Genomic DNA, 22680 nt, shown 5'->3' with positions numbered 1-22680 from the left:
TGATTTGATACCTGGAGTGCGTCCCGCAGCAGCTTGAGGGCAGCTATTTCAGCCAGCCCCGCTTGCGGAAATAGATCATCGGCACCAGTGCACTGGCCACCATCAGCGCAATCACATACGGATAAGCCGCCGGCCCCAGAAGCTGCAGCTCCGGGAAAGTCATGTTCATGCCATAGATGCTGGCGATCAGCGTCGGTGGCAGCAAGGCCACGCTGGCCACCGAGAAGATCTTGATGATCTTGTTCTGGTTGATGTTGATGAAGCCGACCGTGGCATCCATCAAAAAGTTGATCTTGTCGAAGAGGAAGGCGGTGTGTGAATCGAGGGAGTCGATGTCGCGCAGAATCTGCCTGGCTTCCTCGAACTGCTCGGCGTTGAGCATCTTGCTGCGCATCATGAAGCTGACGGCGCGGCGCGTGTCCATCATGTTGCGGCGGATGCGGCCGTTCAGGTCTTCGTGGCGGGCAATGGCGCCCAGCACCTCGCCGGCCAGGGCATCGGTCACGTCGCCCGACAACACCTGCGCGCTGACCTTTTCGAGCTCGACATAAACGCCCTCCAGCGTGTCGGCGGAATACTCGGCGTCGGCGTCAAACAGCTTGAGCAGAACCTCCTTGGCATCCTCGATCAGCCCCGGGGCGCGGCGTGCGCGCATCCGCAGCAGGCGAAACACCGGCACGTCTTCATCGTGGATCGAAAACAGCACGCCCTTGCTCTTGAGGTCGTCGTTGACCAGGTTCAGGATAAAAGCCACCCGCACGGTGCGCGGCTCCTCGTCGTCGGCAATCAGGAAGTCGGAGCGGATGTGAAGCTCGCCGTTGTCTTCCTCGTAGAAGCGCGCGGACTCTTCAATGTCCTCGTCCATCGCGTCTTCCGGAATGGACAACCCGTAGTACTGCTTGATCCAGCGTTTTTCTTCGAGGGTGGGAGACTCCAGATCCACCCAGATGGGCTGGAATTTGGAGAGTTCTTCCAGGGATTCGATTTCTTCCTGGAAAAGCCGACCGTTGGCCAGCGTGAAAATATTGAGCATGACTGACTGCCTATCGGTTCAGGGGCGAGCACAAGGCGAACGCTCGGGCCTTGCGCGAAAGCGCGGTAAAAGGGCGGTGGGATATGGCATCGCTTTCAACCCCCTTTTCAACGTGAGCCTTTGCAAGCCTGGCGTCAGTCTGCGGTGTTGAAAGCTAGCAACTAGGGCTGCTTTCCAAGGATTTCTCCGTAATGAATAAGCGGCGATTATGGCATTTCACACCTGGTTTATCCACCGCTTGCGCTACATAAAAAACTCGATGAGCTCGCTCTTTCGGGCGTAAGCGTCCTGTTCGCCCAGAGCCATGAGCGCCTTGACAAACCCCGGCTCGAAAAGCAGGTAGCTGGCCAGTGCGGCGCCTCCCGGACTGCCTTTGGCGCCGAGCGCACCCAGGCCGGCCAGCGCGTTGTAGGTCCCCCGCGGTAATTCGCCGGCGTGGGCTTGCGCCAGCGCGTCGAGCGACTGCGACGGAGCAATCGCCAGCACGTCAACGGGCCGGTAGGGCATGACAGCCGCGATTTCGCGCGGCATCTGCCGCACGGTTTTGCTCACGCGCTGGGCCTGTTCCACGTCGGCCTGCAGCGTGTCCTGAAACACGCTGGCCATGGCATGGCCGGCAATGGCGCCCAGCGTGGGCCGGCCGCTCACGTTCGGCCCGTTGCTGCCGACGAAACCGGCGCGCTCGGGTTGCCCCACGCCGATCACCAGCACCTTGCTGGCCCCAAGGTGCAGGGCGGGTGAGAGCGGGGAGCTCTGGCGCATGGAACCATCGCCGAAGAACTCGCGGTGGCCGTCCACCCAGAGCGGCGTGGAGGGAAACAGGAAGGGGATGGCGCTGGAAGCCATCAGGTGTTCGATGGTGACGGGCTGGAAGTCTGCACGCCGCCCTGGCCGGCTCCAGAGATCGGCGTGGCGGCCGGCGGCCATCTGGCAAAACGTCCAGTGCACGCCGCTGCTGTAGCTGGAGGCCGTGATGGCCAGCGCGTGAAGGGTTTTATCCTGCAGCGCCTGCTCGATGTGGCCCAGAGAAATGGCATGGTGCAAGGTATCGACCAGCGGCGTGTTGTCCAGCAGGGACTGTTGCGCCCGCACCTGCTGCGACAAAAACAGCGCCGCCGCAATCCGGCTTGAGCGGATCCACGCGGGAACCTTGAGCTGGTAAACCTGCGATGAGCGCAATGTGGTCCAGAAATTGGCCAATCGGCCGAATGCCTGCAAGCCTTCACCCGCATGGCTTGCCAGGAAGGCCGCGTTCAACGCACCGGCTGACGTGCCCACCAGGATTTTGAACGGGAATTTCGGGTCAGCCGCACCGCCCTGCACGCTGAGCATGGTTGACAGGGCATGAAGCACCCCCGCCTGGTAGGCCGTGCGTGCGCCGCCGCCCATGAGAACCAGGGCATTTTGTGCCTCGTCAGGCCGGGTTAACGCAGAAGAAATGATGGTCTCAAGCGACATGGCCGGGCCGGGTATGCGGCGGACGTGGTGAAAGCGGGCGGGGCATGAGCTTGATCGGCTGGTGTTATGGTTTTTTCGCCATGGGCGCTGTTTCAGTCTTTGCCATTGCCTCATTGATGGGGTCGGGCCGGCTGCGGGCAATTGTGTCAGCATGATGCCGCCGCGAAAGACTTCCTGCAAGTCCGCTGGCTCGGCCGCTACGCGACTTGCCTTGGTAAAAAAGCCAGAAGAATCAAAGGCCTTCAGGCGCTGCCAGGGCGGCACGCCGGCACGCAGCGCATGCAGTGAAATGGGGTCAAAGGTTTTTTCATAAGGTTTCATTATTTGTTGCGGCGCACGGTTGCAATTGCGGGGCATCGGGCGCATAGTGAATCCAAGAGAGTGTCCCCGTCCGCTGCCTCGCCTTCATGGGCCCGGCAGTGTTTTCAACCCAGCTCCAACCTTGGAAAAAGGAGTCTCTTTATGAACTTGACGATCAGCGGCCACCATCTTGAAGTTACCCCCGCGCTACGCGGTTATGTGACAAGCAAGCTGGATCGGATTACCCGGCATTTCGACCAGGTAGTAGACGTAAAAGTCCTGTTGACAGTGGACAACATGAAAGAAAAGGAAAGACGCCAGCGGGCCGAATGCAATGTGCATGTCAAGGGCCGCGACCTGTTTGCCGAGAGCTCCCACGCTGATCTTTACGCCGCAGTTGATGAATTGACAGACAAGCTGGACCGTCAGGTTGGGCGTTACAAAACCAGAACCCAGGATCACCACCACGTTGCTGCCAAGCGCCAGGCCTGAAGGTTCTTTCGGGCTGTCCCTTTTCAGGGTGAGCGGCCTCTCCTCCAAGGGCCGCATCTCATTGATGGCATGCAGGCGGAAGAACCTGCCCTGCATGTGTTCTGTCGCGGCGAATTTGCAGGGCATCTGCAGGCGCGCCAAACCAGACGCCGAAGCCGCTTGTGGCGCCAAGCGGCTTTTTAATGCCTTTTTTGCGGTCAACCCGCTGCAAAGTGCATAATTCGGCGACTAAAAGATTGTTATGAACCGTCTTTCGCAAATTTTGCCCCCCTCTCAGGTTCTGGTCAGCGTTGAAGCGACCAGCAAGAAGCGTGCTTTCGAGGAAGCCGGTCTGCTGTTTGAAAACCAACATGGCCTGAACCGCGCATTGATCACGGACAGCCTGTTCGCCCGCGAACGCCTGGGCTCCACCGGGCTCGGCCATGGCGTGGCGATTCCGCACGGCCGGATCAAGGGCCTCAAGGCCCCCATGGCTGCCGTTTTCCTGTTGCAGGCGCCTATTGGCTTTGATGCGCCGGACGAACAGGCCGTGGCACTGCTGATTTTTCTGCTGGTTCCCGAGGCAGCCACTCAAAAGCACCTCGAAATTCTTTCGGAAATTGCCGAATTGCTCAGCGACAGCTCCCTGCGCGAGCAACTCAAGACCAGCACCGATGCCGCTGCGCTGCACAACCTGATTGCTTCCTGGCACTCCGTCCACGAAGTCAGCTCTTAGATGTGGTGTTGCACGGTTGCACGCTGTCCGGCCCGGCAGGGTCTTGAACAGGAAAAATACAAGGCCGCATGAAGCCCACCGTTGTCAGCGCTGACGTTTTATTTGAAGACCACCGCGCCGCCCTGAAATGGGAATGGGTCGCCGGCCTCGGGGCCTCCGAGCGGCGTTTTGACGAAGTCGCAGTGCGGGCTGCACGCTCCGGCGCTGACCTGGTCGGGTACCTCAACTACATTCACCCCTACCGCGTACAGATCCTGGGCGAACGCGAGGTTGCTTACCTCACGAATGCCAGCCCCGAAGACTGCGCCCGGCGCATTTCCCGCATCATTACGCTGGAGCCGCCGGTGCTGATCGTTGCCGACGGCCAGACCGCGCCGGACACGCTGCTGTCGATGTGCGAACGCGCCCAGTTGCCGATGTTCGCCACGCCCGAATCGGCGGCTTTCGTGATTGATGTGCTCAGGGCCTATCTGTCCAAGCATTTTGCCGACCGTACTTCCATGCATGGCGTGTTCATGGACATCCTGGGCCTGGGGGTCATGATCACCGGTGAATCCGGACTGGGTAAAAGCGAACTGGGGCTGGAACTGATTTCGCGCGGACACGGCCTGGTGGCCGACGATGCGGTAGACCTGTACCGGATCAACCAGACTACGATTGAAGGGCGCTGCCCGGAACTGCTGCAGAACCTGCTGGAAGTACGCGGCATCGGCCTGCTCGACATCAAGGCCATTTTTGGCGAGACGGCGGTGCGCCGCAAGATGCGCCTGAAAATGATCGTGCACCTGGTGCGCCGCGAAACGCTGGAGCGCGATTACGAACGCATCCCGTATGAGCCGCTGACGCAGGATGTGCTGGGCATCCCGGTGCGCAAGGTCATCATCCAGGTGGAGGCCGGCCGCAATATCGCCGTGCTGGTCGAGGCCGCCGTGCGCAATGCAATTTTGCAGCTGCGCGGCATCAATACCTACCAGGATTTCGTGGAGCGGCACCGCCGCGCCATGGAACAGGATGACTAGCCGAAGGCGCGAATAAACCTACTGCGCGTCCCGATCTCGCACTTGCGGTCCTCACCGTACTGGAGTACGGCTCCGGTCCTCAGCGCGACCTCGGGCCGCTCGCTACGGTTTCTTCACGCCTTCGTCGCCACAACTCGTTCGCTATCAAATTGATAGCCGCTTGCGCATGCCAATAAAGGGCTAGAGGCCTTTTTTCTCAAAACTCAGGCGTGATGGTGCCGTACCGGCGCGCCATTGCGGTTGGGGCACTTGTCCTTGGTGCAGTTGGCGTAGATCGACAGCGAATGGTCGGCAATGGTAAAGCCCTTGGCTTTGGCGACGGCATTCTGGCGTTTTTCAATCTCGGCGTCGTAAAACTCCTCGACCTTGCCGCAATCGAGGCAGACCAGGTGGTCATGGTGCTGGCCTTCGTTGATCTCATAGACCGCTTTGCCTGATTCGAAATTGCTGCGGTTCAGCAGCCCCGCCTGCTCGAACTGGGTCAGCACCCGGTAGACCGTGGCCAGGCCGATGTCCGAGCGGTCCTCCAGCAGAACCCGGAACACATCTTCGGCTGTCATGTGGCGCTGTTTGCCCGCCTGGAAGATCTCCAGGATTTTCAGGCGCGGCAGGGTTGCCTTGAGGCCGGTGTTTTTCAGTTCGTCGATGTTGCTCATGGGAAACTCTCTGGGTGAAACCGCTGTGTAAAGCGGTGGTGCGACCCTTCTGGGCAGGTGCCGGCCGGGGGCCCCCAGCCGCTACAATGAACGATCATATCGCTACACCCCCTCACTATGTCAGCCATGCCTGCAAATCATCGTTACAGCGCCAAAACCGCTTTCCTGCTCCTGGCCTGCACGGTGCTGGCGTCCTGCAGCAGCCTGAGCAATATGAGCAGCAGTTCGATCAACCCGGTCAACTGGGTCACGCCCTACAAAGTGGATGTCATTCAGGGCAATTTTGTCTCCAGAGAGCAGGTTGAGCTGCTTCGCCCAGGCATGACGCGTGAACAGGTCAAGGCCATCATGGGAACGCCCCTGATGGCCAGCCTGTTTCATGGCGACCGCTGGGACTACGTTTTTACGCTGAAGCGCCAGGGCGTGGAACCCCAGTCGTACAAATACACCGTGTTTTTCAAGGGTGACCAGCTGGAGCGCTTTGAAGGCGATGCCATGCCGAGCGAAACTGAATTCATTGCCAAACTGGGCAACCGACGCAAACTGGGCGATGTGCCTGTGCTGGAAGCCACCGAAGAGCAGCTCACCAAGGCTTCCACAAAGGTCAAAGCCAATCCGGCAGCCACTTCGGTGCCCGCCAATGCGCCGGCGGGCTCTCCGTCTGCTTCCTATCCGCCGCTCGAAAGCCCGAAACAGTGAGCGGGGCCGGCTCAATCCAGGCGACCCAGGCCAGACGGCACCGGGTCGCGGTGGCGGGCGCCAGCGGCCGCATGGGCCAGATGCTGATTGAGGCCGTCGGCGCCAGCGCCGACTGCCAGTTGACTGGTGCGCTCGATGTGGTATCGAGCCCCGCCATCGGCAGCGATGCCTCCGCGTTTTCGGGACGCATGAGCGGCGTCTTGATCAATGCCGATCTTCGGCAAGGCCTGAAAGATTCCGGCGTGCTGATTGATTTCACGCGTCCCGAAGGCACGCTGGCCCATCTGGCGGCTTGCCGTGAGCTGGGCGTCAAACTGGTGATTGGCACCACCGGATTTTCCGACGCGCAGAAAGCCGAGATAGCCGCTGCGGCCAAAGACATCGCCATCGTCATGGCTCCGAACATGAGCGTAGGCGTCAACGTCACGCTCAAGCTGCTCGAGATGGCGGCTCAGGCCCTGTCTACCGGCTATGACATCGAAATCGTCGAGGCGCATCACCGCCACAAGGTGGATGCCCCGTCCGGCACCGCACTCAAGATGGGTGAAGTGATTGCCGGTGCGCTGGGCCGCGACCTCAAGGATTGCGCCGTCTATGCCCGCGAAGGCGTGACGGGCGAACGCGATCCGTCGACCATCGGTTTTGCGGCCGTGCGCGGCGGCGACGTGGTGGGTGACCACACCGTGATGTTTTTGGGCACCGGCGAGCGCATCGAAATTTCCCACAAGTCATCCAGCAGGGCCAACTATGCCCAGGGCAGCCTGCGTGCCGCGCGCTTCCTCGATTCGCACGCCACCGGCCTCTTTGACATGTTTGACGTGCTGGGCCTGAAAAAATGAATGGGGTGCCGGCCACGGCAGCTTCGGAGGTTTTAACCTGATGGACTTCTTCAGCCTGATGACCCAGGGCGGCATCGTCAGCCAGCTGGTGGCGGCCTTGCTGCTGGCCATGTCAGTCGCGAGTTGGGTCGTGATCCTGTGGAAGGCCTGGCTGCTTCAGCGTGCCGCCAAAGACGTGGCACGCAGCACCGCTGCTTTCTGGCAGTCGACCTCTGTGGAACAAGCCCGGGAGAAAGTGGCCGCCTTCGACCGCGAGGCGCTGGTGTTGCCTCTCATTGCTGCCACGGACATCCAGGCCGGCGGTACGCTGGCGTCGGCGGGCGACAAGTCCCAGCAACTTACCCGCGTGTTGCGCGACGCCCTTCATGACATCCTGGACAAGCTGCAGTTCGGCCAGGTGCTGCTGGCTACCGTCGGTTCTACCGCACCCTTTGTGGGGCTACTGGGTACGGTCTGGGGCATTTACCACGCACTTGTCGGCATCGCTTCAGCCGGCCAGATCACCATCGACAAGGTCTCCGGCCCCGTCGGCGAAGCGCTCATCATGACGGCGGCAGGCCTGGCGGTAGCGATTCCAGCCGTGCTGGCGTACAACATTTTCGGCCGTCGCGTCGGCCGTATCGAGGCCGACCTCGAAGGCTTTGCCCGTGATCTGCGCGAATTGTTAGCGCACAAAGGCTAGCAAAATGGCTTTCGGCCGCCTCGAACGCACCCAGGGCCCGCAGCCCATGAGTGACATCAACGTGACGCCGCTGGTGGATGTGATGCTGGTGCTGGTGGTGATTTTCATCATCACTGCCCCGCTGCTGGCCAGCACCATCCGGCTCGACCTGCCTAAGACCGAAGCGGCCAAGCCGGCAGATGCGCCGAAATTCGTCACGCTGGTGGTCGACAAGTCCGGACAGGCCTTTCTGAACGACAAACCCCTCACCCTGGACGAGTTGGCCGTGCGACTGGTCGAGACTGCCCGCCAAAACCCCGATACCGAGGTCCAGTTGCGGGCCGATGAGGGCGTTCCCTACGGCAAGGTGGTGCAGGTGATGGGCGTGGCGCAAAAGGCCGGGCTCAACCGCATCGGCTTCGTGGCCGACGCCGGGCCGCCGGCCGCCGCCGGTAAGTAAACCGCCCGCCGCGGCCCAGCCCCTAAAATCGGGGATTCGCGGCGACAACGCTGCGCGGCCCGCGTTGCCAGCCCCTTTACTGCTTTCGCTTTCCGTTTTTTCGCCTTCCCGGTTCTCCATGCAAGACAAATACAACCACCTCGACGTTGAGCGCGATGCTCAAGCCCACTGGACCGCAGCCGACGCTTACCGCGTGACGGAAGACGCCAGCCGCAAGAAGTACTACGCCTGCTCCATGCTGCCCTACCCCAGCGGCAAGCTGCACATGGGTCACGTGCGCAACTACACCATCAACGACATGCTCACGCGCCACCTGCGCATGAAGGGCTACAACGTGTTGATGCCCATGGGCTGGGACGCCTTCGGCTTGCCGGCTGAAAATGCCGCCATGAAAAACGGCGTGCCGCCGGCGAAGTGGACCTACGACAACATCGCGTACATGAAAAAGCAGATGCAGGCGATGGGGCTGGCCATCGACTGGAGCCGCGAAGTGGCCACCTGCGATGCGAGCTACTACAAGTGGAACCAGTGGCTCTTTTTGAAGATGCTCGAAAAAGGCATTGCCTACCGCAAGACCCAGGTCGTGAACTGGGACCCGGTCGACCAGACCGTGCTTGCCAATGAACAGGTGATCGACGGCAAGGGCTGGCGCACCGGCGCCGTGGTGGAAAAGCGCGAGATCCCCGGCTACTACCTCAAGATCACCCAGTACGCCGACGAGCTGCTCGACAGCGTCAGCCACAAACTGCCCGGCTGGCCCGAGCGCGTCAAGCTGATGCAGGAGAACTGGATCGGCAAGAGTGAAGGCGTGCGCTTTGCCTTCACGCACGACATCCAGGATGCCTCCGGCAAGCTGATCGGCGACGGAAAGATGTACGTTTTCACCACGCGCGCCGACACCATCATGGGTGTGACTTTCTGCGCCGTGGCGCCCGAACACCCACTGGCGCTGCATGCCGCCGCTGCCAACGCCAAAATCGCCGCCTTCATCGAAGAATGCAAGGCCGGCGGCACGACCGAAGCCGAGCTTGCCACGCAAGAGAAAAAAGGCGTGCCCACGGGCCTCTTCGTCACACATCCGCTCACCGGCGACAAGGTCGAAGTGTGGGTCGGCAACTACGTGCTCATGAGCTACGGCGACGGCGCCGTGATGGGCGTGCCGGCGCATGACGAGCGTGACTTCGAGTTCGCAAAAAAATACAAGCTGCCGATCAGGCAGGTGGTCGACGTCAAGGGCCAGCCCTACAGCCTGGACGCCTGGGCCGACTGGTACGGCGACAAGCAGCAGGGCGTGACCATCAATTCCGGCAAGTACGACGGCCTGGGCTTCAAGGCCGCGGTAGACGCCGTGGCCGCCGATCTCGCCGCCAAAGGCCTGGGCGAGAAAAAAACCACATGGCGCTTGCGCGACTGGGGCGTGAGCCGCCAGCGCTACTGGGGCACGCCCATTCCCATCATTCACTGCGAAGAGCACGGCGCTGTGCCGGTGCCCGAAAAAGACCTGCCTGTGGTGCTGCCCCAAGACTGCGTGCCCGACGGCTCGGGCAACCCGCTGCACAAGCACGCGGGTTTTCACGCCGGTGTGGTCTGCCCGGTGTGCGGCAAGCCCGGCCGCCGCGAGACCGACACCATGGACACCTTTGTCGACTCGTCCTGGTACTTCATGCGCTACTGCGACCCGAAGAACGACGAGAAGATGGTGGCCGAAGGCGCCAATTACTGGATGCCGATGGACCAGTACATCGGCGGCATCGAGCATGCCATCCTGCATTTGCTTTACGCCCGCTTCTGGACCAAGGTGATGCGTGACCTGGGCCTGGTGAAGGTCGACGAGCCCTTCACCAAGCTGCTCACGCAGGGCATGGTGCTTAACGAGGCTTTCTCGCGCGTGACCACCGGCAAGCAGTATTTCTGGGCGCACGAGCTCGATATCGTGCGCGACGAGCACGCCAAGGTGATTTCCGCCACTTCCAAGGCCGACGGCCTGCCGGTGCCTTACGAGGGCTGGACCACGATGTCCAAGTCCAAGAACAACGGCGTCGACCCGCAGGATCTGATCGAAAAGTACGGTGCCGATACCGCGCGGCTCTACACCATGTTCACCGCGCCGCCCGACACCACGCTGGAGTGGAACGATGCCGCGCTCGAAGGCTCCTACCGCTTCCTGCGCCGTGTGTGGAATTTCGGCGTCAAGCTTCATGCTATGAATTCAGGAGCTGGTGGCGCACGCTCATCGGGCGCTGCAGCCTCTTTTGACAAGGAAGCCAAGGCGCTGCGCCTGGAAATTCACACGGTGCTCAAACAGATTGACTACGACTACCAGCGCATGCAATACAACACGGTGGTGTCGGGCAACATGAAATTGCTGAACGCCATGGAAGACTTCAAGGGCGCGGCCTCTGCCGGTTCGGACGCGGCCTTGCGCGAAGGTTTCAGCATCCTGTTGCGTTGCCTCTACCCGGCCACGCCGCATCTGGCGCATGCGCTCTGGTCGCAGCTCGGCTACGCGGCGCAGCAAGGCGAGCTGCTCGACGCGCCCTGGCCCGAAGTGGACGATAGCGCTCTTCAGCAGGACGAGATCGAGCTGGTGCTGCAGGTCAACGGCAAGCTGCGCGGCTCCGTCACCGTTCCCGCCGGCGCCGACAAGGCCACCATCGAGGCCGCTGCGCTGGCGTCGGAGGCCTTTATCAAACAGGCTGCGGGTGCGTCCGCCAAGAAGGTGATCGTGGTGCCAGGCCGGCTGGTCAACATCGTTATCTAAGTCATTTGAGACCGCATTAATCACAAAGAAGGCAGTCCATGCAGCGTCGCACATTCTTCTTCCTGTCGGCTTCTGTTGCCGCCCTGAGCCTGAGCGGATGCGGCTTCGCACTGCGCAAGGCGCCCACCTTTGCGTTCACTACGCTTTATTCGGGCTTGGCCGAGACTTCGCCGCTAGGGGTGGAGCTCAGGCGCTCACTGCAGGCGACGCGCAAAGTGGAGGTGATCACCGAGGCCCGCAGGATCAATGAGGCGCAAGTCATTCTCGACGCGTTGGGCGACCAGCGCGAAAAGGTTATCCTGAGCCGCAATGCTTCAGGCCAGGTGCGCGAGTTTCAGCTGCGCCTGCGCTTTCGCTTCAAGCTGCGTACGCTGGCGGGCAAGGAGCTCATCCCCGAGACTGAAATCCTGCAACAGCGCGATATCAGCTTCAACGAGTCCGCGGTACTGGCAAAGGAAGCCGAAGAAGCCCTGCTGTACCGCGATATGCAAAGCGATGTCGTCCAGCAGATCATGCGCCGCCTGGCGGCGGTGACGGAACTCTGAAACCTCTATCCTGTCAAGCCCGCATCAGCGTGCTCTTGCCAAATAGACTCTCGATGAGATCCACGGCCACCTCGGCAGTGCCGTTGCGCACGTCCAGCGCCGGGTTGAGCTCCATTACGTCGAGTGAGCCGAGCAGGCCTGTGTCGGCAATCATTTCCATGCAGAGTTGCGCCTCCCGGTAGGTGGGGCCGCCTTTGATGGCGGTGTCCACACCTGGTGCGATCGACGGGTCGAGGAAGTCCACGTCAAAGCTCACATGCAGGTGGGTATTGGCGTCCATGCCCGAGAGCGCTTTTTCCATGGTATGGCGCATGCCCATCTCGTCGATGTAGCGCATGTCGAACACCTCCAGGCCCTCTTGCCGCACAAAACGCTTTTCTCCTTCGTCCACGCTGCGGATGCCGATTTGGCGTATCGCCGTGGGGCTCATGGCTGGCACCTTGCCGCCTATGCCGGTGAGCTCGGCCGGACCGTGGCCGCACAGCACGGCCACGGGCATGCCGTGCACATTGCCGGTAGGCGTGAGGGCGTTGGTGTTGAAGTCGGTGTGGGCGTCCAGCCAGAGCACACGCAGCGTCTTGCCTGCGGCACGGCAGTGGCGCGCCACTGCACTGATCGAGCCTATCCCCAGGCAATGGTCGCCCCCCAGCAGGATGGGAAGGTGGCCGGCCGCCAGGCTCTGGTACATCGCCTCATGTACCGCCTTGTTCCAGGCAACCACTTCGTCCAGGTGCCGGTAGCCTTCATCGGGCGGCAGCCAGGGGTTGGTGGGGCCGGCGAGGTTGCCGGTATCAAGCACTTCCAGCCCCCTGCCATGTAGCGCCTCGCGGATGCCGGCCACGCGCAAGGCCTCGGGGCCCATGGAGGCGCCACGGCTGCCCGCGCCGATGTCGGTAGGGGCGCCAATCAGGTCGACGGAAGTGATCATCAACGTGCCATTTCAGGAATGGGGGAAATACGTGGCGCTCTGGCGGCCGGGGCTGCGGCGCGTGCCAGCAGGCCGAACAGGTCTTTGGGGTTGTCCAGGTGCGGCACCAGGTCGATCTGGCGGCGGCTGGCGGCGTCCGCCAACTGCAGCTTGTGCAGGTAGCGCAGGGCCGAATAGTCTTCCAGCGCGAAACCGACCGAATCAAAAATCGTGACTTCTGCGGGCGACGCGCGCCCCAATGCGACGCCCTTAAGTACGTCGGCAAATTCGGCCACCTCGAAGTCCTCGGGTATTTGCTGGATTTCACCTTCGATGCGCGACTGCGGTTCAAACTCAACCACCACCCGGGCGTCCTTGCGCAGCAGGATGTCGGCGTGCAGTTCGGTCTTGCCGGGGCAGTCGCCGCCGACGGCGTTCAGGTGCATGCCGGGTTTGATCATCTCCGGCGTCAGGATGACGGCGTTGCGTTTGTCGGCGGTAATGGTGGTCACAATGTCGGCTCCTTGCACGGCTTCTGCTGCAGACTGGCAAATCGTCACGCTGAGGCCCTGCAGCTCCATCGCATGCAGGTTACGGGCCAGTTTATCGCTGGCCGCCGCGTCGATGTCAAACAGGCGCATATCGCGTATGCCCAGCATGTGGTGAAAGGCGATGGCCTGGAATTCGCTTTGCGCGCCGTTGCCGATGATCGCCATCACGCGGCTCCCGGGCCGGGCCATCCACTTGGCGGCCAGTGCCGACATGGCTGCCGTGCGCAGTGCGGTGGTGATGGTGAGCTCTGACAGCAGCAAGGGGTAGCCAGTGTCCACATCAGCCAGCACGCCGAAGGCGGTCACAGTCAGCAAACCCAGCTCGGTGTTTTTGGGGTGGCCGTTGACGTACTTGAAGGAGTACTGGTGGCCGTCGCTGGTGGGCATGAGCTCGATCACGCCATCGGGCGAGTGGATGGCGTGGCGCGCCGACTTGTCAAAGTCGTTCCAGCGCCGGTAGTCGTGCTCTATTTCGCCGGCCAGGCCTTCGATAAAGGCGGCTGCGCCGCGTTGGCGGACGATTTTCTGAATGCTTTCGATGCCAATGTAGTCAACCATGATGGGGCTCCCGGTCTTTATGTTGAATTCCATTGTCCGTAGCCGCTGCGCTAAAGAAAAGTCAGTAAGTTGATCATATTCATGCATTGTTTGAGCAAATAGCCAGCTTCAATTGGCGTTTTGGCAATAAAATTGCCGAATGGACGACACCGACCGCCAACTGCTCTCCCTGCTGCGGGACGACGCACGGGCCTCCGTCGCCTCTATCGCCAAGGTTTTGCGCGTCTCACGCGGCACGGTGCAAAATCGCCTGGCCAGGCTGGAAGCCGACGGCACCATCACCGGTTACACCGTGCGTCTCAAACCCCAGGCCGAGGGCCACCGCATCCGCGCCTTCATGACAGTGGCGGTCGAAGGCAATCGCACCGACGCAGTGCTGGCCGCCCTGCGCGGCGACCCGGCCGTGAGCGCGCTGCACACCACCAACGGCCGCTGGGACATGGTCGCCGAGTTGCAGGCCGACAGCCTCGAAGCCTTTGACCGCGTACTGAGCCGCATCCGCCTGCTCGAAGGCATTGCCAATACCGAGACCAGTTTGCTGCTCTCCACCACCAAGCTATGAGAACCTGTTTACGGGCTAAACGGGGCCGCGCAAGCGCCTTCTCGGGATGGGATGCAAGGCGCGGTGCGCCGCCCATAGTTCACCTATGGGCTAGCGCCGCAACGCCGCAGACCGCCCGAGAAGGCACTTGCCCTCCGGGTTGGGGTGAAATCGGGCGATTGAGCCACCCGGTCACTTGCATGGGCATTAGCCCATGCGGCGTGCCCAGTCGGCCCACTCATCCCGATTGCACCCCAACGCGGCCCCGTTTAGCCCGTAAACAGGTTCGTATACTCCCCTCATGAATCTGGCCCCCGCCCAACTCCAGGAACACCTCAAGCGCGGCTTGAAAAGCCTGTACACCCTGCATGGCGACGAGCCCCTGCTGGTGCAGGAATTCGCCGACGCACTGCGCGCCGCGGCGCGCGAGCAGGGCTACACCGAACGCACGGTGCACACCGTGGCCGGCGCGCATTTCGACTGGAGCGAAGTGCTGGCAAGCGGCGGCTCGCTCAGCCTTTTCGCCGACAAGCAGATCGTCGAAATCCGCATCCCCAGCGGCAAGCCCGGCAAAGACGGCTCTGTCGCGCTGCAGCAGATCGCCGAGCGCGCGCAGGGCGACGACTCCACGCTCACGCTGGTCATGTTGCCGCGGCTGGACAGCATGACGGCCAAGGGCGCCTGGTTCGGCGCGCTGGAGAGCTTCGGCGTTACCGTCAAATTCGACCCGATTGACCGCCGCAGCCTGCCGCAGTGGATTGCCCAGCGCCTGCAGCAGCAGGGCCAGCGCGTGGCCGCCGGTGAAGAAGGGCAGCGCACGCTGCAGTTTTTTGCCGACCGGGTGGAAGGCAATCTTTTGGCCGCGCACCAGGAAATCCAGAAGCTGGGCTTGCTGTACCCCGGACAGTCCGGCAGCAGTGATGGCGTCCTTACTTTCGACCAGGTCGAGAACGCGGTACTCAATGTGGCGCGCTACGACGTCTTTAAGCTCTCCGAAGCCGTGCTGGGCGGTCAGTCGGTGCGCGTGGCGCGCATGCTCGACGGCCTGCAGTCCGAAGGCGAGTCCGAAGTGCTGGTGCACTGGGCTCTGGCCGAAGACATCCGCAGCATGAAGCGGGTGAAAGATGCGATCAGTGCCGGACGGCCCATGCCGATGGCATTGCGCGAAAACCGCGTCTGGGGCATCAAGGAAAAGTTGTTCGAACGCGTGCTGCCGCAAATCGGCGACACCACGCTTGCCAACCTGCTGCACGCCGCCCACAAAGTCGACGGCATCGTCAAAGGCCTGAAACAACCCGACTGGCCGGCCGACGGCTGGCAGGCGCTGCACCGGCTGGCGGGCATGGTGTGTGAGCAATGCGCCGCGCCTTCGCGTACGAGGCAGGCTTAGCCCCAGCGCACCGGGGGCGCCTGCAGAAGCCTAAAATGGTGCGATGAACGCGCCTGACTCCCACAAAGCCCTTTCTTCCTCCAGCGACATTGCCAGCGATGTTCCGGGGTTGATGCAAGCGCTCGGGTCCAAGGCAAAAGTAGCTTCAGCCCAGGTAGCACGGGCGCAAGCAGCTATCAAAAACAGAGCGCTTCTGAATCTGGCCGCCTTGCTGCGCCAGAACGTGGCGGCGCTGGACACCGCCAACCAGCGTGATATCGAGCGCGCCACGGCTTCCGGCCTGGCCGGGCCCATGCTGGACCGGCTCAAGCTCACACCCAAAATCATCGAAACAGTGGCGATTGGCTGCGAACAGCTGGCCGTCATGCCCGACGTGATTGGCGACATCATCGGCATGAAGGAGCAGCCCAGCGGCATCCGTGTGGGGCAGATGCGCGTGCCGATCGGCGTGTTCGGCATGATTTACGAGAGCCGGCCGAATGTGACGATTGAAGCCGCGTCGCTGGCCATCAAAAGCGGTAACGCCTGCATCCTGCGCGGCGGCTCGGAAGCGATTGAATCGAACAAGGCGCTGGCTACGCTGGTGCAGCAGGCGTTGGCTGATGCCGGCCTGCCCGCTGATGCGGTGCAGCTGGTGCCCACCACCGACCGCGAAGCCGTGGGCCATTTGATCGCCATGCCGCAGTACGTGGACGTGATCATCCCGCGCGGCGGCAAAGGTTTGATCGAACGCATCAGCCGCGATGCCAAGGTGCCGGTCATCAAGCACCTGGACGGCAACTGCCATGTGTATGTCGACGACCCTTGCGACATCGACATGGCCGTAGAAGTGGCCGACAACGCCAAAACCCAGAAATACAGCCCCTGTAATGCCAGCGAAGGTTTGCTGGTCGCCCGCGGCGTGGCGGCGCAGTTCCTGCCGAAAATCGGCGCTATCTACGCCGCCAAAGGCGTTGAAATGCGTTGCGACGCCGAATCGCAGGCCATTCTGGCTGGCGTCAAAGGCGCCAATCTCAAGGCGGCCACCGAGCAGGACTGGTACGAGGAATACCTCGCACCCATCATCAGCATCAAGGTGGTGGCGGGCGTTGACGAAGCGATCGCCCACATCAACCAGTACTCCAGCCACCATACCGACGCCATCCTCACGCGTGACCACATCAACGCCCAGCGGTTTTTGCGCGAAGTTGATTCAGCGAGCGTCATCGTGAATGCGAGCACACGCTTCGCCGATGGTTTCGAGTTTGGGCTGGGCGCCGAAATCGGCATCAGCACCGACAAGTTCCATGCGCGCGGGCCGGTCGGGATCGAGGGGCTCACCTCCCTTAAGTACGTGGTACTGGGGCAGGGCGAAGTCAGGGCCTGATTCGTTAACCTGACAGATAGGAATCCGTATTCATGATATTTACGCGCCGCCCATTGCCGTTTGTACTGGCAGCGTCTCATCACGGGATGATGATCGTCAATCGCAATGATTACCAAGACACCCCTGAAGGCCGGTACGGTGTCGGCCACCAGGTGCTTGAATATGCGTCCTTTGATCCTGCAGAAGTTGATGACGTGCTTCAGTTGCTGGACATGCGACACGATTTCTTCGGGGATGGTCTCGTAGCGATCGATGGGGGGGCCAATATTGGCGTGCACACCCTCGAATGGGCGCGACACATGCAGGGATGGGGCAAAGTAGTTGCATTCGAAGCACAGGAGCGGGTGTTTTATGCGCTCGCCGGAAATATCGCCCTGAACAACTGCTTTAACGCCACCGCCCATTACGCGGCTTTGGGGGCGCAGGAAGGCAGCATCACTGTGCCCATGCTGGATTACGGCCAGCCTTCCAGCTTTGGGTCACTTGAACTTCGCAAGAAGAGCCAGAACGAGTTCATCGGCCAGGACATTGATTATTCCGAAGCTGCTGGCAAAAAAGTACGGATGATGACTATTGACGGGCTTGACTTGCCACGTCTTGACTTCATCAAGCTTGACATTGAGGGCATGGAGATTGAAGCGCTGATGGGGGCACTGCAGGCCTTGCAAAAGCACAAACCCATGATGGTGATCGAAGTCATAAAGACCAATCGCTCGGATTTGACGCAACTTCTGGAGCGTTATGGTTACACGACCCGTCCTATGGGCGTCAACATCATCGCGCTCCATTTGACAGATCCCGCCTTGGCCCGTCTGGATTCGACGTCCTGACCTGCGCGGATTTTTCTGTTTTGAAGGTTCCTGTCACGCCTTGTAACCCGCCGGCCCGTCCCAATATCCCTAGAATCCGGTCAGATATAACCGAACACGGGCCTGCCGGGTTCAGGTCTTAAAAGCGAAAATCGACCCTTGGCGAGGATAGTTTTTGACGATTTTGCAGGCCCATCTCTGCATATGGGTCTGGAAAGCGGCAAAAAAAATACCGCTGCAGCTGATTTGCAGACGACGACTTTTGAGCCCCGGCAGACTATTGACAACAACATCCCGCAGCAGAAAGTGGCCGCATGGTTCCGCACCTCATCACCGCCCTGAACGGCCCCATCAACGAACTCGAACAACGTGTCCTGGACTCCACCCCTGCCATCGAGCGCTGGTTCCGGCTGGAGTGGATGGAGCACACGCCGCCTTTTTACAGCTCGGTCGACATCCGTAACGCCGGCTTCAAGCTCGCTCCGGTCGACACCAACCTCTATCCCGGCGGCTGGAACAACCTGACGCCCGAGATGCTGCCGCTGGCGGTGCAGGCCGCCATGGCCGCGATCGAAAAAATCTGCCCCGAGGCGCGTAACCTGCTGGTTGTGCCCGAGAACCACACGCGCAACAGCTTTTACCTGTCCAACGTGCTGCAGCTCAAGCGCATCTTTCACCAGGCTGGTCTCAATGTGCGCTTTGGTTCGCTGAGCTCCGACATCAAGGAGCCCACCACGCTGAACCTGCCGACCGGAGAGACCATCACGATCGAGCCGCTGATCCGGACCGACCGCCGCCTGGGGCTGAAAGATTTCGACCCCTGCACCATTTTGCTGAACAATGACTTGTCGGCCGGCATCCCCGGCATCCTGGAAGACCTGAACGAGCAATACCTGTTGCCGCCGCTGCACGCCGGCTGGTCGGTGCGCCGCAAGTCGCGGCACTTCAAGGCCTACGAGGAAGTTTCCAAGCGTTTCGGCAAGCTGCTGGGCATAGACCCCTGGCTCATCAATCCCATGTACGCCCAGTGCGGTGAAGTCAACTTTGCCGAAGAAACCGGCATGGAGTGCCTCACCACCAACGTCGATGCGCTGCTGACCAAAATCAAGCGCAAATACAAGGAATACGGCATCAACGAAAAGCCTTTTGTCGTCGTCAAGGCGGACAACGGCACCTACGGCATGGGCATCATGACGGTGCGCGACGTGAAAGACCTGGACGCGCTGAACCGCAAGACAAAAAACAAGATGAGCACGACGAAAGACGGCCAGCCGCTGTCCGAAGTGATCATCCAGGAAGGCGTGCTGACCAACGAACGTGTCAATGACGCGGTGGCAGAGCCTGTGGTCTACATGATGGACCGCTACGTGGTGGGCGGCTTTTACCGCGTGCATGCCGAGCGCGGCGTGGACGAAAACCTCAATGCGCCCGGCGCCAGCTTTGTGCCGCTGGCCTTTGCCGACAGCGGCCGCCTGCCGCAGCCCGGCGAGAAGCCCGGCTCCAGCAGCCCCAACCGCTTCTATATGTATGGCGTGATCGCCCGTTTGGCCATGTTGGCCGCCAGTTACGAGCTCGAAGCCACCGACCCCGACGCCGAGGTGTATGACTAACACCCCTATCGTCCTCACTTCGCTACGCTTCGTGTAGTGCCGTTTCCCCTTGCAGGGGACGCCGCAAGGCATCCGGCAAAGCCGGCCTGCCTGCGGCCGCTTGGAAAGTCGGGGAGCTTGTATCCCCCGAAACGGCCCGAATTAGGAGTCTTTTAGGCCTCTAGCCCAGACGGGCCGTGCGCAACCAGCTATTAAAAAAATAGCGCCCACAATTCGCCTGTCTGTGCTGGCTTCCCTGGTGCTCGCGGGCCCGCTTTGTTACAAGTTGTTGCGGTGCAACAAAATCGGGATTAGTTGGATTTAGGGATGTCCGCCGACTTGCAAGCCGGGTACCTGGGCGCAAAATAGCGTTCCCAAAGGTAACCATTCCCGCCGCTTTGGACCCGCTTGAACGGGCCGAGTGCAAAGACGGGAAGTTTTTGTGTCCAGTAAAAAATCATCACTCGCGGCGCTCACCCTGGGCGCCATTGGTGTCGTCTACGGCGACATCGGAACCAGCGTCCTGTATGCCGTCAAGGAAGTTTTCGGTTCCGGGCATGTTCCCTTTACCCCCGACAACGTCTACGGCATCCTGTCCATCTTCTTCTGGACGCTGACTGTCATTGTCTCGATCAAGTATGTGGCGCTGGTGCTGCGCGCCGACAACAACGGCGAAGGCGGCCTGATCGCCATGCTGGCGCTGGCCTCCACCGCGGTGAAAGACAAGCCCCAGCTGCGCAAGACCTTGCTGATCGTCGGCATTTTCGGCACATCCCTGTTCTATGGCGATGGCGTCATCACGCCGGCCATCTCGGTGCTGTCGGCCGTTGAAGGCCTGGAGGTCGTCTCGCCAGCCTTCAAGCAGGGCGTGATCCCGATCACCCTGGTCATTTTGTTTGCCCTTTTTGCGGTGCAAAAGCACGGCACGGCGGGCATCGGCAAATTTTTCGGCCCCATCACGCTGATCTGGTTTGGCGTGCTGGCGCTGTTGGGCATTTCGCAGATCGTGACCCATCCCGAAATCCTGGTAGCGGTCAGCCCGCACTACGCGGTGATGTTCATGTGGGCCAACCCCGGCACCACCTTCATCATTCTGGGCGCGGTCGTGCTGTGCGTGACCGGCGCCGAGGCGCTTTACGCCGACCTCGGCCATTTCGGTAAAAAACCGATTCGCCTGGCGTGGTTTTCCGTGGTCATGCCTTCGCTGGTGCTTAATTATTTCGGCCAGGGCGCGCTGCTTATCGGCAACCCTGCCGCGGTGAAGAACCCGTTTTTCCTGATGGCGCCCGAGTGGGCGCTACTGCCGCTGGTGGGCCTGGCCACCATGGCCACCGTCATTGCCTCGCAGGCGCTGATCACCGGCGCCTTCAGCGTGACCAAGCAGGCCATCCAGATGGGCTATCTGCCGCGCCTCAACATCCAGCACACCAGCGTGCGCGACACCGGCCAGATCTACATGCCTTTCGTCAACTGGGGCCTCTTTATCACCATCGTGCTTGCGGTGGTGATGTTCCGCTCCTCCAGCAACCTGGCGGCCGCTTATGGCATTGCGGTGTGCACAGACATGCTGATCACCACCATCCTGACTTTCTACGTGATCCGCTACGGCTGGAAGTACCCGCTGAGCTTGTGCATTGCGGCCACCGGCATCTTCTTCCTGGTCGACTTCGCGTTCTTCGCCTCCAACCTCATGAAGCTGTTCGCCGGAGGCTGGTTCCCGCTATTGATCGGCGGCGCGGTCTTCACGCTGATGATCACCTGGAAGGAAGGCCGCCACCTGCTCAATGAAAAGCTGCGAGCCGATGCGATCGACTTACCCAGCTTCCTGGACGCCGTCTTCGTCAGCCCGCCGGCCCGTGTCGAAGGCACAGCCGTATTCCTGACGGCCGAGCCCGGCAGCGTGCCCAATGCGCTGCTGCACAACCTCAAACACAACAAGGTGCTGCATGAGCAGAATCTGTTCGTGACGGTGCGCAACCACGAAATCCCCTGGATCGGTATGAACAAGCGCCTTGAAATTGAATCATTGGGCCACGACTGCTGGCAGGTCAATGTGCACTACGGCTTCAAGAACGACCTGGACCTGCCCAAGGCCCTGCAGCAGATCAAGGGCCGGGGCTGCGAGCTCGAAGCCATGACGACCAGCTACTTCCTCTCGCGCGACACGGTGATCCCGACCATCGGCAGCGGCATGGCGCCCTGGCGTGAGAAGCTGTTTGCGCAGATGCACCACAACGCCAGCGGTGCCGCCGACTTCCTGAACCTGCCGAACAACTCCGTGGTGGAGCTGGGCAGCAAGATCGAAATCTGAACATTTACCCAAGAATTTTGCCTCGAGGCCAATAGTGACGGGCGCAACCAGCTATTGAATTGATAGCGATCGCGCTTCTTCCGTGGCTGGGGCAGCTTTACCCGGGTCCCTGTCCTGGCCTGTTGCCAATCCGGCGCCCGGATAGCAGAAAATACTGTCATGACTCTCAAAGCTGCCAAACCCACACGCTTCTGGTCCGACTTGAAGAGTCCTGACTTTGCCGGCTCGGATTTGGCCCGCTGCATCGCAGTACTGCCGATGGCGGCGATTGAGCAGCATGGCCCGCACCTGCCGCTCAATGTGGATGCGACGTTGGTGGATGGCGTGATTGCAGCCGCCTTGCCGCATTTACCCCCAACACAGCCGGTACTGTTTTTGCCCACGCAATCGGTGGGCTTTAGTCCCGAGCACACCCGCTTCGCCGGAACGCTCACGCTGAAAGCCGAAACGGTGATCCGGCTCTGGACCGAGCTGGCCGAGTCGGTCGCGCAGACGGGCGTCAAAAAACTGGTGCTGCTCAATTCGCACGGCGGCCAGGTTGGCCTGCTGGATGTGGTGGCGCGCGACCTGCGGGCCCGGCTGGGCATGCTGGTCTACAGCGTGAACTGGTTCAACCTGCCGCTCACGGGTGACGATGGCAAGCCGGTGAATGATTTGTTCAGTGCTGAGGAGCACCGCTTCGGCATCCACGCCGGCGAGATCGAAACTTCCATGATGCTGGCCCTCAAGCCGGATCAGGTCGACATGGCCAAGGCGCAGAACTTTCACTCCACTTCGAAGGACAGAGCGGCGAAGTTCAGCATCCTGGGGGACGGCCGCAGCGCCAAGCTGGCCTGGCAGATGCAGGATTACAACCCGCAAGGCGCGGTGGGTAACGCAGCCGTTGCCACCGCCGACAAAGGCCGTGCCTTGCTCGGCGCCGCGGGCCGCAGCCTGGCGCGGCTGCTGGTAGAGATCGACCAGCTGCCGGCCGATACGCTGAGCGATAAAACCGCGTTCTAGGCTTTTGCAAGCGGGCAG

At 61.2% G+C, this 22680-nt stretch carries 22 protein-coding genes; 16 read left to right on the top strand and 6 right to left on the bottom strand.

Features of this window, described 5'->3' with window-relative positions; genetic code table 11:
* Positions 1-43 precede the first annotated feature (43 nt).
* Together AC1D11_RS16335 and AC1D11_RS16330 are read right to left on the bottom strand one after the other, a co-directional pair.
* Positions 44-1033 carry a magnesium and cobalt transport protein CorA gene (locus AC1D11_RS16335; protein WP_477646712.1) on the bottom strand — a complete coding sequence of 330 codons (990 nt, stop codon included), beginning with the start codon at positions 1031-1033 and terminating at the stop codon, positions 44-46.
* 243 nt (positions 1034-1276) lie between these two features.
* The gene (locus AC1D11_RS16330) at positions 1277-2491 is read right to left on the bottom strand and encodes a patatin-like phospholipase family protein (RefSeq protein ID WP_477646711.1); all 1215 of its coding nucleotides are present in this window, start codon (positions 2489-2491) and stop codon (positions 1277-1279) included.
* A gap of 462 nt (positions 2492-2953) precedes the next feature.
* On the opposite strand from AC1D11_RS16330, the gene hpf reads away from it, so the two are divergent.
* Complete coding sequence (gene hpf / locus AC1D11_RS16325; protein WP_007872838.1) at positions 2954-3283, top strand: ribosome hibernation-promoting factor, HPF/YfiA family; 330 nt, start codon at positions 2954-2956, stop codon at positions 3281-3283.
* 58 nt (positions 3284-3341) lie between these two features.
* Here hpf and AC1D11_RS16320 read toward each other — a convergent pair whose 3' ends face one another.
* Positions 3342-3635 (bottom strand): hypothetical protein, encoded by a 294-nt coding sequence (locus AC1D11_RS16320; protein ID WP_477646760.1) that lies wholly within the window; start codon positions 3633-3635, stop codon positions 3342-3344.
* Between AC1D11_RS16320 and AC1D11_RS16315 the strand changes: the two genes are divergently transcribed.
* Both AC1D11_RS16315 and hprK read left to right on the top strand, forming a co-directional pair.
* Positions 3525-3998, top strand: a complete 474-nt coding sequence (locus AC1D11_RS16315) for a PTS sugar transporter subunit IIA (protein WP_457281496.1) — start codon at positions 3525-3527, stop codon at positions 3996-3998. The genes AC1D11_RS16320 and AC1D11_RS16315 overlap by 111 nt on opposite strands.
* A 68-nt stretch (positions 3999-4066) precedes the next feature.
* Positions 4067-5017 (top strand): HPr(Ser) kinase/phosphatase, encoded by a 951-nt coding sequence (gene hprK / locus AC1D11_RS16310; protein WP_457281495.1) that lies wholly within the window; start codon positions 4067-4069, stop codon positions 5015-5017.
* A gap of 203 nt (positions 5018-5220) precedes the next feature.
* On the opposite strand, the gene fur is transcribed toward hprK, so the two are convergent.
* On the bottom strand, positions 5221-5673 hold the full coding sequence (fur, locus tag AC1D11_RS16305) for a ferric iron uptake transcriptional regulator (RefSeq protein WP_457281494.1): 453 nt from the start codon (positions 5671-5673) through the stop codon (positions 5221-5223).
* A gap of 126 nt (positions 5674-5799) precedes the next feature.
* On the opposite strand from fur, the gene AC1D11_RS16300 reads away from it, so the two are divergent.
* The 6 genes from AC1D11_RS16300 (at position 5800) to AC1D11_RS16275 (ending at position 11638) form a co-directional block, all read left to right on the top strand.
* Entirely contained in the window at positions 5800-6372 is a 573-nt protein-coding gene (locus AC1D11_RS16300) for an outer membrane protein assembly factor BamE (protein ID WP_477646710.1), read from the top strand.
* Positions 6369-7211, top strand: coding sequence for a 4-hydroxy-tetrahydrodipicolinate reductase (gene dapB, locus AC1D11_RS16295; protein ID WP_477646709.1), 843 nt, complete (start codon positions 6369-6371; stop codon positions 7209-7211). The genes AC1D11_RS16300 and dapB overlap by 4 nt, the downstream gene beginning before the upstream one ends.
* Positions 7212-7251: 40 nt before the next feature.
* A complete protein-coding gene (locus AC1D11_RS16290) occupies positions 7252-7893 on the top strand; it encodes a MotA/TolQ/ExbB proton channel family protein (protein WP_477646708.1) in 642 nt (213 codons plus the stop codon).
* A 4-nt stretch (positions 7894-7897) separates the two neighbouring features.
* Entirely contained in the window at positions 7898-8332 is a 435-nt protein-coding gene (locus AC1D11_RS16285) for an ExbD/TolR family protein (RefSeq protein ID WP_477646707.1), read from the top strand.
* A gap of 118 nt (positions 8333-8450) precedes the next feature.
* Complete coding sequence (gene leuS / locus AC1D11_RS16280) at positions 8451-11093, top strand: leucine--tRNA ligase (RefSeq protein ID WP_477646706.1); 2643 nt, start codon at positions 8451-8453, stop codon at positions 11091-11093.
* Between the two features lie 38 nt (positions 11094-11131).
* The gene (locus AC1D11_RS16275; protein WP_477646705.1) at positions 11132-11638 is read left to right on the top strand and encodes an LPS-assembly lipoprotein LptE; all 507 of its coding nucleotides are present in this window, start codon (positions 11132-11134) and stop codon (positions 11636-11638) included.
* Between the two features lie 13 nt (positions 11639-11651).
* Here the strand turns inward: AC1D11_RS16275 and rocF are convergent, their stop codons facing one another.
* Positions 11652-12566 (bottom strand): arginase, encoded by a 915-nt coding sequence (rocF, locus tag AC1D11_RS16270; protein ID WP_477646758.1) that lies wholly within the window; start codon positions 12564-12566, stop codon positions 11652-11654.
* Positions 12566-13654 (bottom strand): ornithine cyclodeaminase, encoded by a 1089-nt coding sequence (locus tag AC1D11_RS16265; RefSeq protein ID WP_477646704.1) that lies wholly within the window; start codon positions 13652-13654, stop codon positions 12566-12568. The genes rocF and AC1D11_RS16265 overlap by 1 nt, the downstream gene beginning before the upstream one ends.
* Positions 13655-13793: 139 nt before the next feature.
* On the opposite strand from AC1D11_RS16265, the gene AC1D11_RS16260 reads away from it, so the two are divergent.
* From AC1D11_RS16260 to AC1D11_RS16230, 7 genes are all read left to right on the top strand, one after another.
* Positions 13794-14216, top strand: coding sequence for an Lrp/AsnC family transcriptional regulator (locus AC1D11_RS16260; RefSeq protein ID WP_477646703.1), 423 nt, complete (start codon positions 13794-13796; stop codon positions 14214-14216).
* Positions 14217-14496: 280 nt separating this feature from the next.
* On the top strand, positions 14497-15585 hold the full coding sequence (gene holA / locus AC1D11_RS16255) for a DNA polymerase III subunit delta (RefSeq protein WP_477646702.1): 1089 nt from the start codon (positions 14497-14499) through the stop codon (positions 15583-15585).
* 112 nt (positions 15586-15697) lie between these two features.
* Positions 15698-16951, top strand: a complete 1254-nt coding sequence (locus AC1D11_RS16250) for a glutamate-5-semialdehyde dehydrogenase (protein ID WP_477646757.1) — start codon at positions 15698-15700, stop codon at positions 16949-16951.
* A 32-nt stretch (positions 16952-16983) separates the two neighbouring features.
* A complete protein-coding gene (locus AC1D11_RS16245) occupies positions 16984-17781 on the top strand; it encodes an FkbM family methyltransferase (protein ID WP_477646701.1) in 798 nt (265 codons plus the stop codon).
* 293 nt (positions 17782-18074) lie between these two features.
* Entirely contained in the window at positions 18075-19370 is a 1296-nt protein-coding gene (gshA, locus tag AC1D11_RS16240) for a glutamate--cysteine ligase (protein WP_477646699.1), read from the top strand.
* Between the two features lie 421 nt (positions 19371-19791).
* Complete coding sequence (locus tag AC1D11_RS16235; RefSeq protein ID WP_477646698.1) at positions 19792-21660, top strand: potassium transporter Kup; 1869 nt, start codon at positions 19792-19794, stop codon at positions 21658-21660.
* A 159-nt stretch (positions 21661-21819) separates the two neighbouring features.
* A complete protein-coding gene (locus AC1D11_RS16230) occupies positions 21820-22662 on the top strand; it encodes a creatininase family protein (RefSeq protein ID WP_477646697.1) in 843 nt (280 codons plus the stop codon).
* Positions 22663-22680: the final 18 nt, after the last annotated feature.

It is taken from the genome of Polaromonas sp. P1_E11, assembly GCF_056405995.1.
Note: the sequence above shows the minus strand (reverse complement) of the source record. Positions and strands in the feature narration are given on the sequence as shown.

Bases quoted from the DNA above. Each gene is read 5' to 3' on its own strand.
- rocF (WP_477646758.1), bottom strand. From the start codon at position 12,566: ATGATCACTTCCGTCGACCTGATTGGCGCCCCTACCGACATCGGCGCG.
- gshA (WP_477646699.1), top strand. From the start codon at position 18,075: ATGGTTCCGCACCTCATCACCGCCCTGAACGGCCCCATCAACGAACTC.
- AC1D11_RS16320 (WP_477646760.1), bottom strand. From the start codon at position 3,635: ATGTTGGTTTTCAAACAGCAGACCGGCTTCCTCGAAAGCACGCTTCTT.
- AC1D11_RS16275 (WP_477646705.1), top strand. From the start codon at position 11,132: ATGCAGCGTCGCACATTCTTCTTCCTGTCGGCTTCTGTTGCCGCCCTG.
- fur (WP_457281494.1), bottom strand. From the start codon at position 5,673: ATGAGCAACATCGACGAACTGAAAAACACCGGCCTCAAGGCAACCCTG.
- AC1D11_RS16315 (WP_457281496.1), top strand. From the start codon at position 3,525: ATGAACCGTCTTTCGCAAATTTTGCCCCCCTCTCAGGTTCTGGTCAGC.
- AC1D11_RS16245 (WP_477646701.1), top strand. From the start codon at position 16,984: ATGATATTTACGCGCCGCCCATTGCCGTTTGTACTGGCAGCGTCTCAT.
- hpf (WP_007872838.1), top strand. From the start codon at position 2,954: ATGAACTTGACGATCAGCGGCCACCATCTTGAAGTTACCCCCGCGCTA.
- holA (WP_477646702.1), top strand. From the start codon at position 14,497: ATGAATCTGGCCCCCGCCCAACTCCAGGAACACCTCAAGCGCGGCTTG.
- AC1D11_RS16335 (WP_477646712.1), bottom strand. From the start codon at position 1,033: ATGCTCAATATTTTCACGCTGGCCAACGGTCGGCTTTTCCAGGAAGAA.
- AC1D11_RS16300 (WP_477646710.1), top strand. From the start codon at position 5,800: ATGCCTGCAAATCATCGTTACAGCGCCAAAACCGCTTTCCTGCTCCTG.
- AC1D11_RS16250 (WP_477646757.1), top strand. From the start codon at position 15,698: ATGCAAGCGCTCGGGTCCAAGGCAAAAGTAGCTTCAGCCCAGGTAGCA.
- AC1D11_RS16265 (WP_477646704.1), bottom strand. From the start codon at position 13,654: ATGGTTGACTACATTGGCATCGAAAGCATTCAGAAAATCGTCCGCCAA.
- AC1D11_RS16260 (WP_477646703.1), top strand. From the start codon at position 13,794: ATGGACGACACCGACCGCCAACTGCTCTCCCTGCTGCGGGACGACGCA.
- AC1D11_RS16285 (WP_477646707.1), top strand. From the start codon at position 7,898: ATGGCTTTCGGCCGCCTCGAACGCACCCAGGGCCCGCAGCCCATGAGT.
- AC1D11_RS16230 (WP_477646697.1), top strand. From the start codon at position 21,820: ATGACTCTCAAAGCTGCCAAACCCACACGCTTCTGGTCCGACTTGAAG.
- hprK (WP_457281495.1), top strand. From the start codon at position 4,067: ATGAAGCCCACCGTTGTCAGCGCTGACGTTTTATTTGAAGACCACCGC.
- leuS (WP_477646706.1), top strand. From the start codon at position 8,451: ATGCAAGACAAATACAACCACCTCGACGTTGAGCGCGATGCTCAAGCC.
- AC1D11_RS16330 (WP_477646711.1), bottom strand. From the start codon at position 2,491: ATGTCGCTTGAGACCATCATTTCTTCTGCGTTAACCCGGCCTGACGAG.
- AC1D11_RS16290 (WP_477646708.1), top strand. From the start codon at position 7,252: ATGGACTTCTTCAGCCTGATGACCCAGGGCGGCATCGTCAGCCAGCTG.